We start from the raw sequence: 14729 nt of genomic DNA, 5'->3' as shown, positions 1-14729 counted from the left end.
GCACAGTTTTCCGTGCAAATCCCATGGTTTAGCTTGTTGCCTGATCCGGCTTCCAAGTCAGCTTCGGCTTGCGTGCGGCAAGGGTCTCGTCCAGCCGCCGCATGGGGGCCAGGTGCGGCGCGCCCTTGAAGCGATCGACGTCTCCCACCTTCGCGGCTGCGGCCAAGGCGCGCAGCGCGTCGCAGAAGCGGTCCAGTTCGCGCTTCGACTCCGTCTCGGTCGGCTCGATCAGCATCGCGCCATGCACCACGAGCGGGAAGTACATGGTCATGGGATGGAAACCCTCGTCGATCATCGCCTTGGCGAAATCGAGGGTGGTCACGCCTGTACCATCGAGCCAGGCGTCGTCGAACAGGGCCTCGTGCATGCAGGGGCCGTCCGGGAAGGCCGGGCTCATGACGTCGGAGAGGCGGGCCTTGATGTAGTTGGCGTTGAGGACGGCGTCCTCGGCTACCTGCCGCAAGCCGTCCGAGCCGTGGCTGCGCATGTAGGCGTACGCGCGGACGAACATGCCCATCTGGCCGTGGAAGGCGCTCATGCGGCCGAAGGCGCTGGCGGCCTCGTCCACGGCTTCCTCGACCAGCTTGAGGCCGTCGGGGCCGCTGACGACCCAGGGCGCTGGGGCGAAGGCCGCCAGGGCGTCTGAGAGCACCACCGGGCCCGCACCCGGACCGCCGCCGCCGTGGGGGGTAGAGAAGGTTTTGTGTAGATTGATGTGCATGGCGTCGACGCCCAGATCTCCGGGGCGGACGCGGCCGACGATCGCGTTGAAATTCGCGCCGTCACAGTAGAAGTAAGCGCCAGCGGCGTGTGTGAGCTTGGCGATTGCAATAACGTCTCGCTCGAATAGGCCACATGTGTTAGGGTTGGTGACCATTATCGCGGCGACATCTGGGCCGAGTTTGGATTCTAGATCTGCCAAATCCACGCGTCCGTCTTCGGTCTGGGCGATTTCCTGGACCTGGTAGCCGACGAAGGCGGCGGTGGCCGGGTTGGTGCCGTGGGCCGAGGTGGGGACGAGGACGGTGCGGCGGTGGGCCTGGCCGGCGGCCTCGTGGGCGGCCTTGATGCAGAGCAGGCCGCAGAGCTCGCCGTGGGCGCCGGCCTTGGGCGAGAGCGCGACGGCGGGCATGCCGGTCAGGGTCTTCAGCCAGTGGGCCAGGCGGTCCATCAGGGCCAGGGCGCCCTGGGTCGTCGACTGCGGGGCCAGCGGATGCAGGTCGGCGAAGCCGGCCATGCGGGCCGCCTTCTCGTTCAGGCGCGGGTTGTGCTTCATCGTGCACGAGCCCAGCGGGTAGAGCGCCAGGTCGATGGCGTGGTTCTTCTGGCTGAGGCGCACGTAGTGGCGCATGGCCTCGGGCTCGGAGAGGCCGGGCAAGGGCAGCTCGGCGCGGGTCAGGCCGGCCAGGTCGCCCGCGTCGTCGGAGACGGCCGGCAGGTCGACGCCGGTCTTGGTCCAGCCGCCAAGCTCGAAGATCAGCGGCTCGTCCTGGAGGAGTCCGCGGCCGCCGGTCAGCGACTGGAAGCCCGTGCTTTCGGTCGAGCCTTCGGGACGGGTGGGACGGCCAACGTTCTGCATGGTCATGATCAGGCGGCCTTCAGGGCGGCGGCGAGCGCGGCGATGTCGTCGGAGGTGGTGGTCTCGGTGGCGCAGAGCAACAGGACGTCGTCCAGGCCGGCGTGCGGGTCGAGGCGCGAGTAGGGGACGCCGGCGACGATGCCCTGGTCCACCAGGTCGTCGACCAGCGCGGCGGCCGAGCCCTTCACGCGCACGGCGATCTCGTTGAAGAACCGGGGCGTCAGCACCTCCAGCCCGGCGCCCTCGACCGCGGCCTTCAGCTCGCGCGCCTTGCCGTGGTTGATCCGGGCCAGTTGCGCCAGCCCCGTTCCGCCGAGGAGCGTCATGTGGATGGTGAAGGCCAGCGCGCAGAGGCCCGAGTTGGTGCAGATGTTCGAGGTCGCCTTCTCGCGGCGGATGTGCTGCTCGCGGGTCGAGAGCGTCAGGACGTAGCCGCGACGGCCGTCGGCGTCGACGGTCTCGCCACAGAGGCGGCCGGGCATGCTGCGCACCAGCTTCTCGCGCACCGCGAACAGGCCGACGTAGGGGCCGCCGTAGTTGAGGGCGTTGCCGATCGACTGGCCCTCGGCCACGGCGATGTCGGCGCCCATCTCGCCGGGGGTCTTCAGCAGGCCGAACGACACGGCCTCGGTCGTGACCACGATCAACAGGGCGCCCTTGGCGTGGGCCGCCTCGGCGATCTTCGTCACGTCGGTGACCACGCCGAAGACGTTGGGGGTCTGGACCACGACGCAGGCGGTGTGCTCGTCGATGGCGTCGATGACGGCGGCTTCCGCGTCGACCGCCGCCTTCAGGCGCACGATCTCCATGCCCTCGGCGTGGGCGATGGTCTGGGTGGTGGCCGCGTAGTGCGGGTGCAGGCCGCCGGAGAGGATGGCCTTCTCCCGGCGGTTGACCCGCTGGGCCATCATCACGGCTTCGGCGCAGGCGGTGGAGCCGTCGTACATGGAGGCGTTGGCCACATCCATGCCGGTGAGCGCGGCCACCTGGGTCTGGAACTCGAACAGCACCTGCAGCGTGCCCTGGGCGATCTCGGGCTGGTAGGGCGTGTAGCTGGTCAGGAACTCCGACCGCTGGATGATGTGGTCGACCGTGGCCGGCACGTGGTGCTTGTAGGCCCCGGCTCCGCAGAAGAACGGCCCGGCGCCGGCCGGGCGGCTCATGGCCGATAGCTGCGAAAGCTCCCGCTCCACCTCCAGCTCGCCCGCGTGCAGCGGCAGGTCGAACAGGTCCTTCTTCCGCGCGGCGGCGGGCACGTCGGCGAACAGCGCGTCGACGTCGGGCGCCCCGATCACGCCCAGCATCTCGGCGCGGTCGTCGGGGGTGAGGGGGAGATATCGCATGCGGTTGGTCCTGTGCGCCGGAGGCGCTGTCATTTTGGAACCACGAAAGACACGAAAAACACGAAAGGGGTCCCCGACGGCCGGGGCGGCGTTTTCGTGCCTTTCGTGGTTCGAACTACGGGCGCTGCGCGCCGCCTACTGCGTGGCCAGGAAGGCTTCGTAGGCGGGGCGGTCCATGAGGGCTTCGTACTGGGCCGGGTCCGAGACGCGGACCTTGGCGAACCAGCCGCCGTTCTCGGGGTCGGCGTTCACGGTCTCCGGGGCGTCGCCCAGGATCTTGTTGCCCTCGACCACTTCGCCGGAGATGGGGGCGTAGACGTCGGAAGCGGCCTTGACGCTCTCGACCACCGCGAAGGCGTCGCCGGCCTTCACGGTCTTGCCGGGCTCAGGCGTCTCGACGAACACCACGTCGCCCAGCTGCTCGGCGGCGTGGGCGGTGATGCCGATGGTGGCCACGTCGCCCTCGAGGACGACCCACTCGTGATCCTTGGTGAAGCGCATGGTGTGTCTCCTAAAGCTCGGGCGCGTCAGCGCCGTTAAGATGACCACGAAGACCACCAAGACCACCAAGGAGTCGGAGGGACGCCCGAGCGGCCGGGACTATCGCGGCCCCTTGGTGGTCTTGGTGGTTGAATGGGTGCGCCTGCGGCGCGTAGGGCGTGGCCATGGTCATCCCTTGCGCACGTAGCGGTGGGGGACGAAGGGGCTGGCGACGACTTCGGCGGATTGGGCCTTGCCGCGGACGATGACCTTGAGCTTCGTGCCGACGGCCTTGAAGGCGGGGGGCACGAAGGCGAGCGCGATGCCGCCCTTCAGCACCGGGGAGTGGCCGCCGGAGGTCACCACCCCGATGACGGTCCCGGCCTCGTCGGCCACCTCGGCGCCCTCGCGGGCCGGGGCGCCTTCCAGCACGCGCAGGCAGACCTTGGCGCGCGAAGCGCCTTCCGCCAGTTCCTTGACGATGCGCGCGGCGCCCGGGAAGTCGCGCTGTTCGCGGCGGTTCTTGTTGACGGCGAAGGTGAGCCCCGCCTCGACCGGGCTGACCGTCTCGTCCAGGTCGTGGCCGTAGAGCGGCAGGCCGGCTTCCAGGCGCAGGCTGTCGCGGGCGCCCAGGCCGATGGGACGGACCCGCTCGTCCTCCAGGAGGAGGTTCCAGACGCGGACCGCCTCGGACGCCGGGACCGAGATCTCGTAGCCGTCCTCGCCGGTATAGCCCGAGCGGGAGATGATGATGTCGGTCCCGAAGCCGGGCATGGCGCGGATGTCCATGAACACCATGTCGGCCGTGGCCGGGACGTGCTTCTGCACCACGGCCGCGGCCTCGGGGCCCTGGATCGCCATCAGCGCCCGGTCCTCCAGGCGCTCGATCTGGACCTGGCCGGCCAGCTCGTCGTCGATGACCTTGAAGTCGTTGTCCTTGCAGGCGCCGTTGACGATGACGAACAGGCCGTCAGTCACGCTGCCGTCCGGGGCGGTGGGCCGGCCAGCCATCAGGTCGTCGACGATGCCGCCCTTGGGGTTCAGGAGGACGGAATACTTCTGCTTGCCGGGCTTCAGGCCGATGAAGTCGCCGGGGACCACCTCCTCGAAGGCCGAGAGCGGGGAGACGCCGCGCAGGCGGGCCTGGCCCATGTGGGAGACGTCGAACAGGCCGGCGTGCTCGCGGGTCCAGAGGTGCTCCTGCATCACGCCCATGGGGTACTGCACGGGCATGGTGTAGCCGGCGAAGGGGACCATGCGGGCGCCCAGCGCGATGTGCGCGTCGGTGAGCGGGGTGGTCTTGAGATTCTCGGCGTTCGACACGGGTGACCTCGGCTGACGATCCGGCGCGCGGCGGGACGGATGTCCCGACGTCTGCGCGCCCCCGCTGTCCTTTGGACCTGAGAGATTTCGGGTTCGCCGGTGGGCGGCGGCCCTCTGCTCCTTCGGCGCCCCCTCTAGGCCCGTGGGCTTGGGAGGAACTTTCCAGCGTTCATCAGCCCGTCGCGGTCCTTTTGCCTGAGCGTTTCCGGGGCGGTTGCGCCTTCGGCTCCCCTCCGGCGCCGGATGGCGATGGAGGAGTCTCTCCCGCGAGAGTTGGGGCGGTTGTGGTGGAGGGGGGAGGGGGAGTCAAGGTGGGGGTGGGCTCGGCGTTAGCACTGCCGCAGCAGTGCGAGCATCGCTGGAGCAATGCGCATACTGCGACATGCTCCACACCCGCCCAATCTATAATCTGATCAAGTTGCGAACACGAATCGAGTTCAGGGGCCGATGTGGCTGACTTCGAAGCAATCCTGGGTGAGCTGGTCGACCTAGATCCGACGCCGTTCAGCATGCTTTCCAAGACCGCTCAAGCGATCCACCGCGCCCGTCTACGGGAAGCGGGCGAAACGCTGCGGCGACGGATTCGCCGTGGCCGGCCGCACCTTATTGCGCAAGACAGCGCTGCAGCACTTGTATTCGATTTTTTGCGGGCGGCGGAGGACGGCGCGGCTCAGCTGAACCTTGAGGTTATGGCTGAGCTGCTCATCAACGGCGTTTCCGAGGATGGCCTCACCGAAGAAGAGGTGCGCGCTATGATGCGCATGGTGCGCGACCTTTCCTACGACGAGATGCGCGCGCTGGCGGCCCTCTTGCGAGCTCAGAAGGCGTATGCACCGCCGCCGGATCTCAATGAGCCACCGACGAAGGCCTACATCGTCGCGAATATCTACGACCTAGCTTGGCACGAGCTCGCTGGACCGGGCCACAACGAGCCACCCGATTGGGTCGTCGGAACCTTCGGTGCTCTCATGCGGACGGGGCTGCTTTACACGGACTCCGCCTGGGAAGGCATGAAGTACGCGGGCACGCCAATGCTGGCGAAACTGGCCAGCCTTTTGGATGCAGGTGCCTTCCCATCCGCTGGACGGTGATGCCCGGGATGCCGTCGGCGCGCGTGGGTGAGCCGATCAGCAGGCCATCTGGACAATGAGCTTAGCCTTGGTCAACTTGCTTGATGGCCCACCCCCTCCTCGCGATCCGCGACCCCATGTACTGGGTGGCGCTTGGTATCCTCGCCGGCGCTGTGCTGACTTTCCTTTGGGCCCTGAAACCATCTCCGCCATCCTGGGTGAAGCCGACCGCGCTGGCGACGATGCTCCTCCTTGCGCTCCCGAGCGGCTGCTACGCGATGCTTGGCACGGCCTGCTACGTTGGCGGTGATTGTCCGTGAACCGGATCTGAGCGCACGTTTGAACAAACCGCCGTCCGGCTTCGTAGGGCGGCCCCACCGCAGCATGCCAGCCTCTTCCGCTTCCTCAAGGACGGCGCTGGTGCGCCGCCGCTGGAGCGGTTGGGCGCGGCGCGCCCAATCCTTGACCAAGCTCCAGAGGCCGGCAGGGGCTGACCGTGGCCTTCAGGGTGAGGTGCGTCCTGGCGGACGGGCGTGGGCGCGGCTTTCACCTCCCCCGCGAAGCGGCGGGAGGGGGACCGCGCGCCGAGGGCGGCGTGAGCCGGCCGTAGAGCGCGGGGTGGAGGGGGCGAGCCTCACGCTCAGTGGATCGACCGGGCTGACTTGAGCGCTGCTGAGGAGGCTCGCCCCCTCCACCAACCGCTCTTCGCCTGCGGCTCGGCGGTCGGTCCCCCTCCCGCCGTTGCTGCCGCAACAGGGGAGGTGAAGGCTGTTTGTTCTTTTTTTGTTCTTGACATTCGCGCGCAAATCTGAGAGGGTTCGGGTAGCGTTGATCCTTGCGCCCGCGCCTTGCGGCGGGGCTGGGCGGCGCGGTTTCCGGGACAATCGAGAGACGGTGCGATGGCTGAGGAGGACTTGGGTCCGCCTGCGGCGGCCTTGGGCTGCGCGCAGTTTGAGGCGGGCGGTGGCGCTGGCGGTGGCAGCGCGCATGGGCGCGGCGGCGGGAAGGGGAAGAAGCGGCGGGCCTATGTGCGCTATTCGCCGGAGCTGGCGGTGAAGCTGTGCAAGCGGCTGGCGCGGGGCGAGCTGCTCTATCACATCGCCCGGACGCGGGGCATGCCGACGCCGGAGGCGGTTTCGAAGTGGGCGAAGGCGAAGCCGGATTTCGCGGCGGCGCTCTTGGAGGCGCGGCGGGCCGGCGGGCGGCCGGCGGGGACGCGGGGGCCGGCGTTCACCTACAGCGAGGAGGTGGCGGACGAGATCTTCGAACGGCTGTGCGAGGGGGAGAGCCTGACGCGGATCGGGGCCGATCCGACGATGCCCAGCCTGTCGACCATCTTCTACTGGCGCCGGCGGATCCCGGACTTCGAGAGCAAGGTGCAGCTGGGCATGCGTGTGCGGGCCGAGCGGGCGGCGGACGACGGCTGGGAGATGGCCTTGGCGGCGACGCCGGAGACCGCCTACCTGACCGGCGTGCAGCTGGGGCACCTGCGCTGGTTGGTGGGCGTGATGGCGCCGCGGGTGTTCCGCCTGAAGACGGTGGAGCCCGAGGCGGGGCCGAAGGTGGTGAAGACCCTGTTCCGGCACTTCGAGGTGGAGGTGGACAAGGAGACGGGGGCGCGGAAGGTGGTGTCCTGGTGCCCCAACCCCGAGACCGGGAAGGTGGAGCGCGAGGACACGCCCGGCTGGCGGCCGCCGGCGGGGTACGGGCGGCTGCCGGGCGGGTGAGGGGGCTAGCTCAGCGGCCAGACCTCGACCACGCCGTGGGCGACGGCGCAGGGGACGGTGGAGACCTTCTCGATGGCCTCGGCCAGGTCGGCGGCCTCGATGACGGCGAAGCCGGCGACGGGGAGGGCGGAGGTCATGAAGGGGCCGTCGCGGGTGTCGAGGCCGGCGGCGTCGGGGTTGCGGACCTGGACCGGCGGGCCGGCCATGCCGATCAGGGCGCCTTCCGACTGCAGCCGGGCGTCCTGGGCGTGGGCGGCGTCGCGGACGGGCCGGGGCGTGCGGTCGTAGCCGGCGCGGTCGCCGTAGCCGATGGTGAGGAAGCGGGGCATGGGGACTCCTGGGTTGGGGATGGGCTCCCTCTAACTAATTGCAGTTTGCAATCAGTTGTTCCCTAGAAAATGGCTAGAGCGCCAGGGCCATGAACACCGTGCCCTCGGGCGTGGGCGCGTAGTAGGGGCCGATGCGGCGGAAGCCGAGGCGCTCGTAGAGCGCGATGGCGGCGGTCATCGAGGCCAGGGTGTCGAGGCGCAGCTCGCGGTGGCCACAGGCGCGGCCGGCGGCGATGACGGCCTCGGCGAGGGCGCGGCCCAGGCCGGCGCCGCGGGCCTCGGGCGCGGCGTAGAGGCGCTTCATCTCGCAGACGCCCGGCTCGGCGAGGGGGCGGAGCGCGACGCAGCCGATGGGGCGGCCGGTCTGGGCCTCGCGGGCCAGCAGCAGGGCGCCCGCGGGCGGGGCGTATCTGCCCGGCAGGTCGGCGATCTCGGCCTCGAAGCCCTGGTACCCCAGGTCGATGGGCAGGGCCTCGGCATAGGCCCGCAGGAGGACGCCGACGGCGGCGAAATCGGCGGGCGATGCGGCGGGGGCTATGTGGACGGCCGGACTCACGCGAGGCAGGGGATCAGGCGCGGGCGGCGAGGGCAACGGCCGCGCAGCCGCATTGTGGACATGCTTGGTGGGTTGGGTCGGGGCGATGGGTACGAGACGCGAACTGTTGGGCGGCCTGGCGGGCGCGGCGGCATTCCCGGCCGCGGCGGCGGAATTCGGACCGGGCGTGCCGGGCGTGCTGGAGCGGGCGCGCAAAGCCGCAGGCGGGCCGGTGTGGAACAAGTTGGCGGGCCTGCACGAGACGGGCGTGGAGGACGGGCAGCGCTATGAGCGCTGGGTCGACCTGCTGCGCTTCGGCCTGCGCACCGAGACCGACACACCGGGCGGGGGGCGGCTGGTGCGCGGGTTCAACGGGTATGGCGCGTGGAGCCTGCTGCCGAACGGCTTCGACCGCGCGAAGGCGCCGGCGCCGACGATGGCCCAGGCCCTGTCGGAGGCCTATTTCGCCGGCTACGGCTATTTCTTCCCCAGCCGCTTCGACGTGCGCGCCGCCCACCTGGGCGCGCGGACCGCGGCGGGACGCAGCTTCGACGTGGTGCGGATTCACCCGAACGGCGGCGAGCCGCGCGAGGTGTGGTTCGACCGCAGGACCGGGCTGCCGGGCCGGATGGTCGACGCGCGCGGGGCGCGGCCGTTCACGGTGGAGATGAGCGACTACAGGCGGGCGGGCTCGGTGCTGATCCCGCACCGCTACGTCACTACCGGCGGCGGCCTGGCGAAACCGCTGGAGCGGACCGTGCAGGCCGCCGACGTGCGGCGGGTGGAGCGGGAGATGTTCAGCCTCCCGCGCCAGGAGTAGCCGCGACCTACGCCGGGAGGCGGTGCATGGCGCACAGCTTGTTGCCGTCGGGATCGCGGAGGTAGGCGAGGTACATCTTGCCGACGCTGCCCTCGCGGACGCCCGGGGGCTCCTCGCACGTCTGGCCGCCGGCCGCGACGCCGGCCTCGTGCCAGGCCTTGGCCTGTTCCGGCGACTGGCAGGCGAAGCCGATGGTGCCGCCGTTGGCGAAGGTGGCCGGCTCGCCGTTGATCGGCTTCGACACCGCGAAGACGCCCGTGGGGGTGAGATAGAAGATGCGGTGGCCGTCGACATGGGCCGGCGGGACGCCCAGCGTGCCCAGCAGGGCGTCGTAGAAGCCCTTGGCGCGGTCGAGGTCGTTGGTGCCGATCATGATGTGCGAGAACATGGTCATTCCTCCCGAAAGCGGGGACCATAACCGGCTGACGCAGGGGAGCGGGAGCCTCCAGTTCGGTGACGTTGGCTGGAGGCTCCCCGGGCGCTGCCGACGTCGAACAGCCCTTCGGCGGCGCGCCCGATGGTGTGGGTTGCAAGGCCCTGGAACACAAACGAGCTCCCGCCGCGAGGGACGGGACGGGAGCTCGGCGGCCGGCAATCGCCATTGTCGGGTGGCCAGTGAAAGCCGCAGCTTCACAATGCGCGCCGGGCGGGTCGGTTCCACGATTCTCGATGTATGGATCTTGGGGGTTCGAGGCGGGCGGGCGCCAGGGCTTGAGAAAAACCTGCGGCGCGCTGCAACCTTCTCGCCTCAGTTGAAGTTTTCTCGTCGACGGTGAGGTTATCCAGCCCGTCACAGCCCCAAGAGCCCCCGGTCCGTCAGCCCCGGATCGGGGGTTTCCTTATGCGTCCTCGGCCTTGAGCCCGGCGAAGAACCAGCTCACCGGCACGTCGAGGCAGTGGGCCAGGCGATACAGCATCGGCGCCGAGACGGTGCTCTGGCCGCGCTCGTACTTGTGGATCTGCTGCAGGCTGACGCCGCAGCGCGCGGCCACGTCGGCGAGCGAGAGATCCAGGTCGCGCCGCCGCTCCGCGAGCCTGCGGCCGATTTCACGGGTGATGATCTCGTTGGTCACGTCGGCAAGTCCAGGAACCCGCGAGGAAATAGGCGCGGATGCCTGACCAGGGGATGAACATGCGTGGCCTTGCCGCCGCCGAGTCCCTAGGTATGGCCGCATGCTGCGCCTGATCCTCCTCGCCGTCCTGGGCCTGGCCGCCGCCTGGGCCACCGTCGCCGTCGCCGCCGAGGCGATCGGGCGAAGCGGCAAGCCGCGCGGCGAGCTGGTCGATATCGGCGGGCGCAAGCTGCGGCTGGTGTGCGAGGGGCCGAAGTCCGCGCGGCCGGTGGTGTGGATGGAGGCGGGCGCGTTCAGCGGGGCGGCCGATTTCGCCGCCATCCAGCAGACGCTCAGCGCCCAGGGGCTGCGATCGTGCGCCTACGACCGGGCGGGCATGGGGTATTCCGATCCCGGCCCCGAGCCGCGGGACGGCGACGCCATCGTGGGCGACCTGGAGAAACTGATCGCCAAGTCGGGCGAGACCGGGCCGTTCGTGCTGATGGGCCATTCCATGGCCGGGCTGTATGTGCGGCAATATGCGCTGCGGAACCCGGACAAGGTGGTGGGCGTGGTGCTGCTGGACGCGGTGACGCCGCAGATGATCGGCCTGCCGGGCGCGGACATGTTCATCGACCGGATGACGGACCTGGCGCGGCTGGGCGCGGTGGCCGGGCCGCTGAAGGCGCCGCTGTACTGGTGGGGCGACCGCATCGGCCTGCCGCCGGCCGGCAAGGCGGAGAAGCGGCGCGGCTTCATCTCGGCGCGGCAGAGCCGCTCGGCCTATGCCGAAGTGCTGCAGTGGCGGGCGGCGGCCCAGCAGGCCGAGGCGGCCGGCGACTATCGCCCGGAATGGCCGGTGGCGGTGATCACCGCCGGCCCGCCCTCGGCGCGGATGCAGGCCTGGAACGAGGTGCGCCAGGCGCCGGCCAAGGCCGCGCGCGCTGGCCTGATCGAGAACCTCGACAAGGCCAGCCACACGACCATGCTGGGGATGACCTACGCCGAGCGGGCGGCGGCAGGCGTGGCGTTCGTACTGAAGGCGGCGGACCAGCCCCGCCAGGAGACCCAGTCCCCATAGGGATGGCAGGTCGCCAGCACGGCGCTTTCGCCATCCGGCCAGCGGGTGAAGCGCAGCTGGACTTCGCGGCGATCGGCTGTCCACTCCAACCCGATCTCGATCAGCGGGCGATCCTCGGTCGCGCCGGCGCCGGCGGCGGCCATCATCGCGGCGATCTCCTGCCGGTCGCGGTCGCTCAGGTACTGCAGGAACATCGTATGGACGACGGCGCGGCAGACCTCCTCCGGCTGGCGCTCGGCCAGTCGCTGGGTCAGCCACAGCTTGGCGTCGCCGCGGTGCACCTTGGGCGGATGGGCGATGGCGACCGCGAGCGCCGCCTCCAGCCGACGCGACCGTGAGGGCTGGTCGGCCCAGGTGAACGACAGCAGCCGCTCGCGATGCGCCGGATCGAGCGCACTGAGCGGATTCAGATCGACGCCCTGCGCCGAGGCGATGGACACCGGCGCCACGGGCGGGTCGGCGCCACGCCACTGCGGCTCGATGCGCACCGGGGACGAGGGATCGCCCGCGGACACCGCGCCGAGCTTGTATGAATAGCGCGCGAGATTGAGGTTGAGGCCGCAGCTCGACCCGAGCTCCAGGATCTGAAAGGGCATCGGCCGCTCAGCCGCGACCGCCATCAGGGCGGACATGACCGCCGCGCCCCGGGCCACCTCGTTGGTCTGGGTCGGATAGCGGATCCAGTCCGCGATGAACTGGTCCTCCTGCGCCAGGGCCTCGGCGATGGCGCCATCGAAGTCGTCGTGCTCGCCACTGTAGAGGTCGGCGAGGTGCTTGGGGCTGCCGCGGCGGGCCAGCGCATGCAGGGCGCCGTTGACGCGCAGCGCGATAGCGGCGGCCGCGGGGTCACCCGTCCAACCCTGGACCAGCTGGCTGCTCAGCGGGGCGAATGAGAGCTGGCGATCGACCGCCTCGAGCACGGCCGCAACGAAGGCCGAGCCCGCCGACCGGCAGTTTTCGGCCTGGCGCACAAATGCGTGCCGGGCGCCAGTCGTCGCGAGCATCTTCATGAAGTTACAATCCAAACGAGCAACGCGTCCCACACAGCTTGGGACAAACTAGTTCGCACTACTGGCGTCGAGGTGACGCACACATCTTGCTTTTTGATTTAGTCCCGCCTGCAGGCGTCAGACACTCAAGGGCGACCTCCCTTAAGGTGGTCTAAATTGCCCCCGATCTTCCGCGGGACTTTATGTCGCAGCGCAAAAGTAGCGTGCGGAAATCGTCATTAATGCCCGGGAAATGACTGTTCTCTAGCTGTGACCGCCAATGTCAAGGCGGGGAATTCTCGTTGTCCGCCGAGATGTTCGCCGAAGGATTCGATGAGCGCAGAGGCCGCGAAGACGGCCGGTAAGTTGGTAGTGGAACGAAATGAACATCCCGAAGAAACTCAGCCTGTCGTTCGTTTTTATATGCGTGTCGGCTGCCGTCATGATGGTCGTGTTTCTGGCGACCATTCTGATGATCCGCGCCACTACGGAAAACAACAACCGAAGCCAGGCGATTCATGCGGACGCTCTGGCGCTCGAGACCGCTATTCTCCGGCAGAACAGCCAGCTCCGCGGCTATCTTGTCACCGGCGACAAGAGCTACCTCAAGTCGTACTACGAGGGCCGTGACGAATACGATCAGGTTTCGCAAAAGCTGACGTCGACGCTCACCGATCCCGCCATGCAGAAGAGCATCGAGACGTCTCGCGCCGCGACGCTCGCCTGGCGGAAGGATTGGGGCGACCGGCTGATCGAAGTCGTGCGCGCCGGTCGCCGCGACGAGGCGCAGCAGGAGGTCCGTGACGCCGGCAGCAAGGTCCTGGTCAGCGCCGCGGTGCTACCGCTCCGCGACGTCCGCAACGCCGAGGCGAAGCATATCGCCGAGAACGGGAAGCGCCAGCAGGCCGCGATCATCACCGCGATCGCCGCGCTGGTCATCGGCGGGATCGCCCTGATCGCGATCGCCATGACCCTTTCGCGAATGCTGAGCCGCTCGATCGCGCGCCCGATCACGACCCTTACCCAGGCGATGAGCCAACTTGCTGAGGGCGACAACGACATCGCCGTCGACGCCGACCGCCCCGATGAATTGGGCGACATGGCCCGCGCGGTGCTGGTCTTCCGCGACGCCGCCCTGGCCAAGGCCGAGGCCGACCGGGCCAAGGCGGAGGCCGAGCGGGCGAAGGCCGAGGCCGACCGGGCGAAAATCGGCGCCGAGGCCGCCCAGCGGCGAGTGGTAGAGACCCTGGACACGGCGCTGGCCGCGCTCGCCTCCGGCGACCTGACACATGCCATCACGACGCCTTTCGAGCCCGAGTACGAGCGTCTGCGCCAATCTTTCAACAGCGCCGTCGAAGGCCTCGAGCAAAGCATCTCGGGCGTGGCCCGTTCCGCGCGGAGCGTGCATTCGGGCGCGGCCGAGATCTATGCGGCCTCCGAGGATCTTTCGCGCCGGACGGAGCAGCAGGCCGCGAGCCTTGAGGAGACCACGGCCGCTACCCAGCAGGTGACCGTCATGGTGAGCGAAACCGCGCAACGCGCCGCTGACGCCAGGACCGCGATCGAGGTCGCGAACGGAAACGCGGCGGAAGGCGGCGCCATCGTGACCGAGGCGATCTCGGCGATGGACGCGATCCAGACCAGCTCGGAAGAGATCAGCCAGATCATCAACCTGATCGACAGCATCACCTTCCAGACCAACCTGCTGGCCTTGAACGCCGGGGTCGAGGCGGCGCGAGCGGGCGACGCCGGCAAGGGGTTCGCCGTGGTGGCGTCTGAAGTTCGCGCGCTGGCTCAGCGATCCGCCGACGCCGCGCGGGACATCAAGGCCCTGATCCACACGTCGTCGGAGCAGGTCGCCAGCGGTGTGGGCCGCGTCGGACACACCGGAGAGATGCTCACGCTCATCGGTGCGAAGATCGGCGACACCAACGACCTCATCAACGAGATCGCGCAGAACACCGAAACGCAGGCCGAGAATCTGAAGCAGGTGAGCAGCGCCGTCACCAGCATGGACCGGATGACCCAGCAGAACGCGGCGATGGTCAACGAGGCGACGGCCGCGGCTCGCAGCCTGGCGACCCAGGCCGACGAACTCACCACCCTGGTCGCCCGCTTCCGGCTGCGCTCGGAGGGCGAGCTGAGCGCGCCGTCGGCGACGGATCACGGCATGGATCGCGCTGCGGCGCGCGGGCACGGCCGGACGGCCACCTTGATGGCCGCGGTCGGGTGACGGCGGCCGGGATGCGGGCGGCGACGGAGCGATCCGCGCGGCCCGCCTAGGCCCGCTCAGGCGCCGTTGATGCCGGGCTCGGCGACGGCCGTCGGGTGTCGATAAGTCTTCAAGTGCAACATCGACTGTCGACGCTGCGAAAGTTCGCGGCGCTGTCTCTTCGTGCGC

At 69.4% G+C, this 14729-nt stretch carries 14 protein-coding genes and 1 riboswitch; of the genes, 5 read left to right on the top strand and 9 right to left on the bottom strand.

All coding sequences use genetic code 11. The annotated features are described in order from the left end of the window. Nucleotides 1-28: 28 nt before the first annotated feature. The 4 genes from gcvPB to gcvT all read right to left on the bottom strand — a co-directional run bounded on the left by gcvPB (nt 29) and on the right by gcvT (nt 4725). Nucleotides 29-1585, bottom strand: a complete 1557-nt coding sequence (gene gcvPB / locus ACODSY_RS23485) for an aminomethyl-transferring glycine dehydrogenase subunit GcvPB (protein ID WP_488954331.1) — start codon at nt 1583-1585, stop codon at nt 29-31. Between the two features lie 2 nt (nt 1586-1587). Further along, complete coding sequence (gene gcvPA / locus ACODSY_RS23480; protein WP_488954330.1) at nt 1588-2922, bottom strand: aminomethyl-transferring glycine dehydrogenase subunit GcvPA; 1335 nt, start codon at nt 2920-2922, stop codon at nt 1588-1590. Nucleotides 2923-3057: 135 nt separating this feature from the next. Continuing rightward, entirely contained in the window at nt 3058-3423 is a 366-nt protein-coding gene (gene gcvH, locus ACODSY_RS23475; RefSeq protein WP_488954329.1) for a glycine cleavage system protein GcvH, read from the bottom strand. Between the two features lie 168 nt (nt 3424-3591). Further along, nucleotides 3592-4725: a glycine cleavage system aminomethyltransferase GcvT gene (gcvT, locus tag ACODSY_RS23470; protein WP_488954328.1), complete on the bottom strand. Its 1134-nt coding sequence runs from the start codon at nt 4723-4725 to the stop codon at nt 3592-3594. Between the two features lie 173 nt (nt 4726-4898). Further along, a riboswitch (glycine riboswitch) is annotated at nt 4899-5002 on the bottom strand. A 172-nt stretch (nt 5003-5174) separates the two neighbouring features. Here gcvT and ACODSY_RS23465 point away from each other — a divergent pair. Next, nucleotides 5175-5816: a hypothetical protein gene (locus tag ACODSY_RS23465; protein ID WP_488954327.1), complete on the top strand. Its 642-nt coding sequence runs from the start codon at nt 5175-5177 to the stop codon at nt 5814-5816. Nucleotides 5817-6694: 878 nt separating this feature from the next. Further along, the gene (locus ACODSY_RS23460) at nt 6695-7522 is read left to right on the top strand and encodes a terminase small subunit-like protein (RefSeq protein ID WP_488954326.1); all 828 of its coding nucleotides are present in this window, start codon (nt 6695-6697) and stop codon (nt 7520-7522) included. A 5-nt stretch (nt 7523-7527) separates the two neighbouring features. Here ACODSY_RS23460 and ACODSY_RS23455 read toward each other — a convergent pair whose 3' ends face one another. Then, nucleotides 7528-7851 carry a YciI family protein gene (locus ACODSY_RS23455; RefSeq protein ID WP_488954325.1) on the bottom strand — a complete coding sequence of 108 codons (324 nt, stop codon included), beginning with the start codon at nt 7849-7851 and terminating at the stop codon, nt 7528-7530. A gap of 73 nt (nt 7852-7924) precedes the next feature. Beyond that, a complete protein-coding gene (locus ACODSY_RS23450) occupies nt 7925-8407 on the bottom strand; it encodes a GNAT family N-acetyltransferase (protein ID WP_488954324.1) in 483 nt (160 codons plus the stop codon). A gap of 85 nt (nt 8408-8492) precedes the next feature. On the opposite strand from ACODSY_RS23450, the gene ACODSY_RS23445 reads away from it, so the two are divergent. After that, complete coding sequence (locus tag ACODSY_RS23445; protein WP_488954323.1) at nt 8493-9206, top strand: hypothetical protein; 714 nt, start codon at nt 8493-8495, stop codon at nt 9204-9206. A 7-nt stretch (nt 9207-9213) separates the two neighbouring features. On the opposite strand, the gene ACODSY_RS23440 is transcribed toward ACODSY_RS23445, so the two are convergent. Both ACODSY_RS23440 and ACODSY_RS23435 read right to left on the bottom strand, forming a co-directional pair. Then, a complete protein-coding gene (locus ACODSY_RS23440; protein WP_488954322.1) occupies nt 9214-9594 on the bottom strand; it encodes a VOC family protein in 381 nt (126 codons plus the stop codon). Nucleotides 9595-10045: 451 nt separating this feature from the next. Beyond that, nucleotides 10046-10279 (bottom strand): helix-turn-helix domain-containing protein, encoded by a 234-nt coding sequence (locus ACODSY_RS23435; protein WP_488954321.1) that lies wholly within the window; start codon nt 10277-10279, stop codon nt 10046-10048. A gap of 100 nt (nt 10280-10379) precedes the next feature. Between ACODSY_RS23435 and ACODSY_RS23430 the strand changes: the two genes are divergently transcribed. After that, nucleotides 10380-11339 (top strand): alpha/beta fold hydrolase, encoded by a 960-nt coding sequence (locus ACODSY_RS23430; protein WP_488954320.1) that lies wholly within the window; start codon nt 10380-10382, stop codon nt 11337-11339. Here ACODSY_RS23430 and ACODSY_RS23425 read toward each other — a convergent pair. Further along, nucleotides 11258-12349, bottom strand: a complete 1092-nt coding sequence (locus ACODSY_RS23425) for a DUF2332 domain-containing protein (protein ID WP_488954319.1) — start codon at nt 12347-12349, stop codon at nt 11258-11260. The two genes, ACODSY_RS23430 and ACODSY_RS23425, sit on opposite strands and share 82 nt — an antisense overlap. 361 nt (nt 12350-12710) lie before the next feature. Between ACODSY_RS23425 and ACODSY_RS23420 the strand changes: the two genes are divergently transcribed. After that, nucleotides 12711-14561 (top strand): methyl-accepting chemotaxis protein, encoded by a 1851-nt coding sequence (locus ACODSY_RS23420; RefSeq protein ID WP_488954318.1) that lies wholly within the window; start codon nt 12711-12713, stop codon nt 14559-14561. Nucleotides 14562-14729 lie beyond the last annotated feature (168 nt).

The organism is Phenylobacterium sp. FG114 (assembly GCF_057809855.1).
The sequence above is the reverse complement of the archived record's forward strand: the minus strand, read 5'-3'. Positions and strand labels throughout refer to the sequence as shown.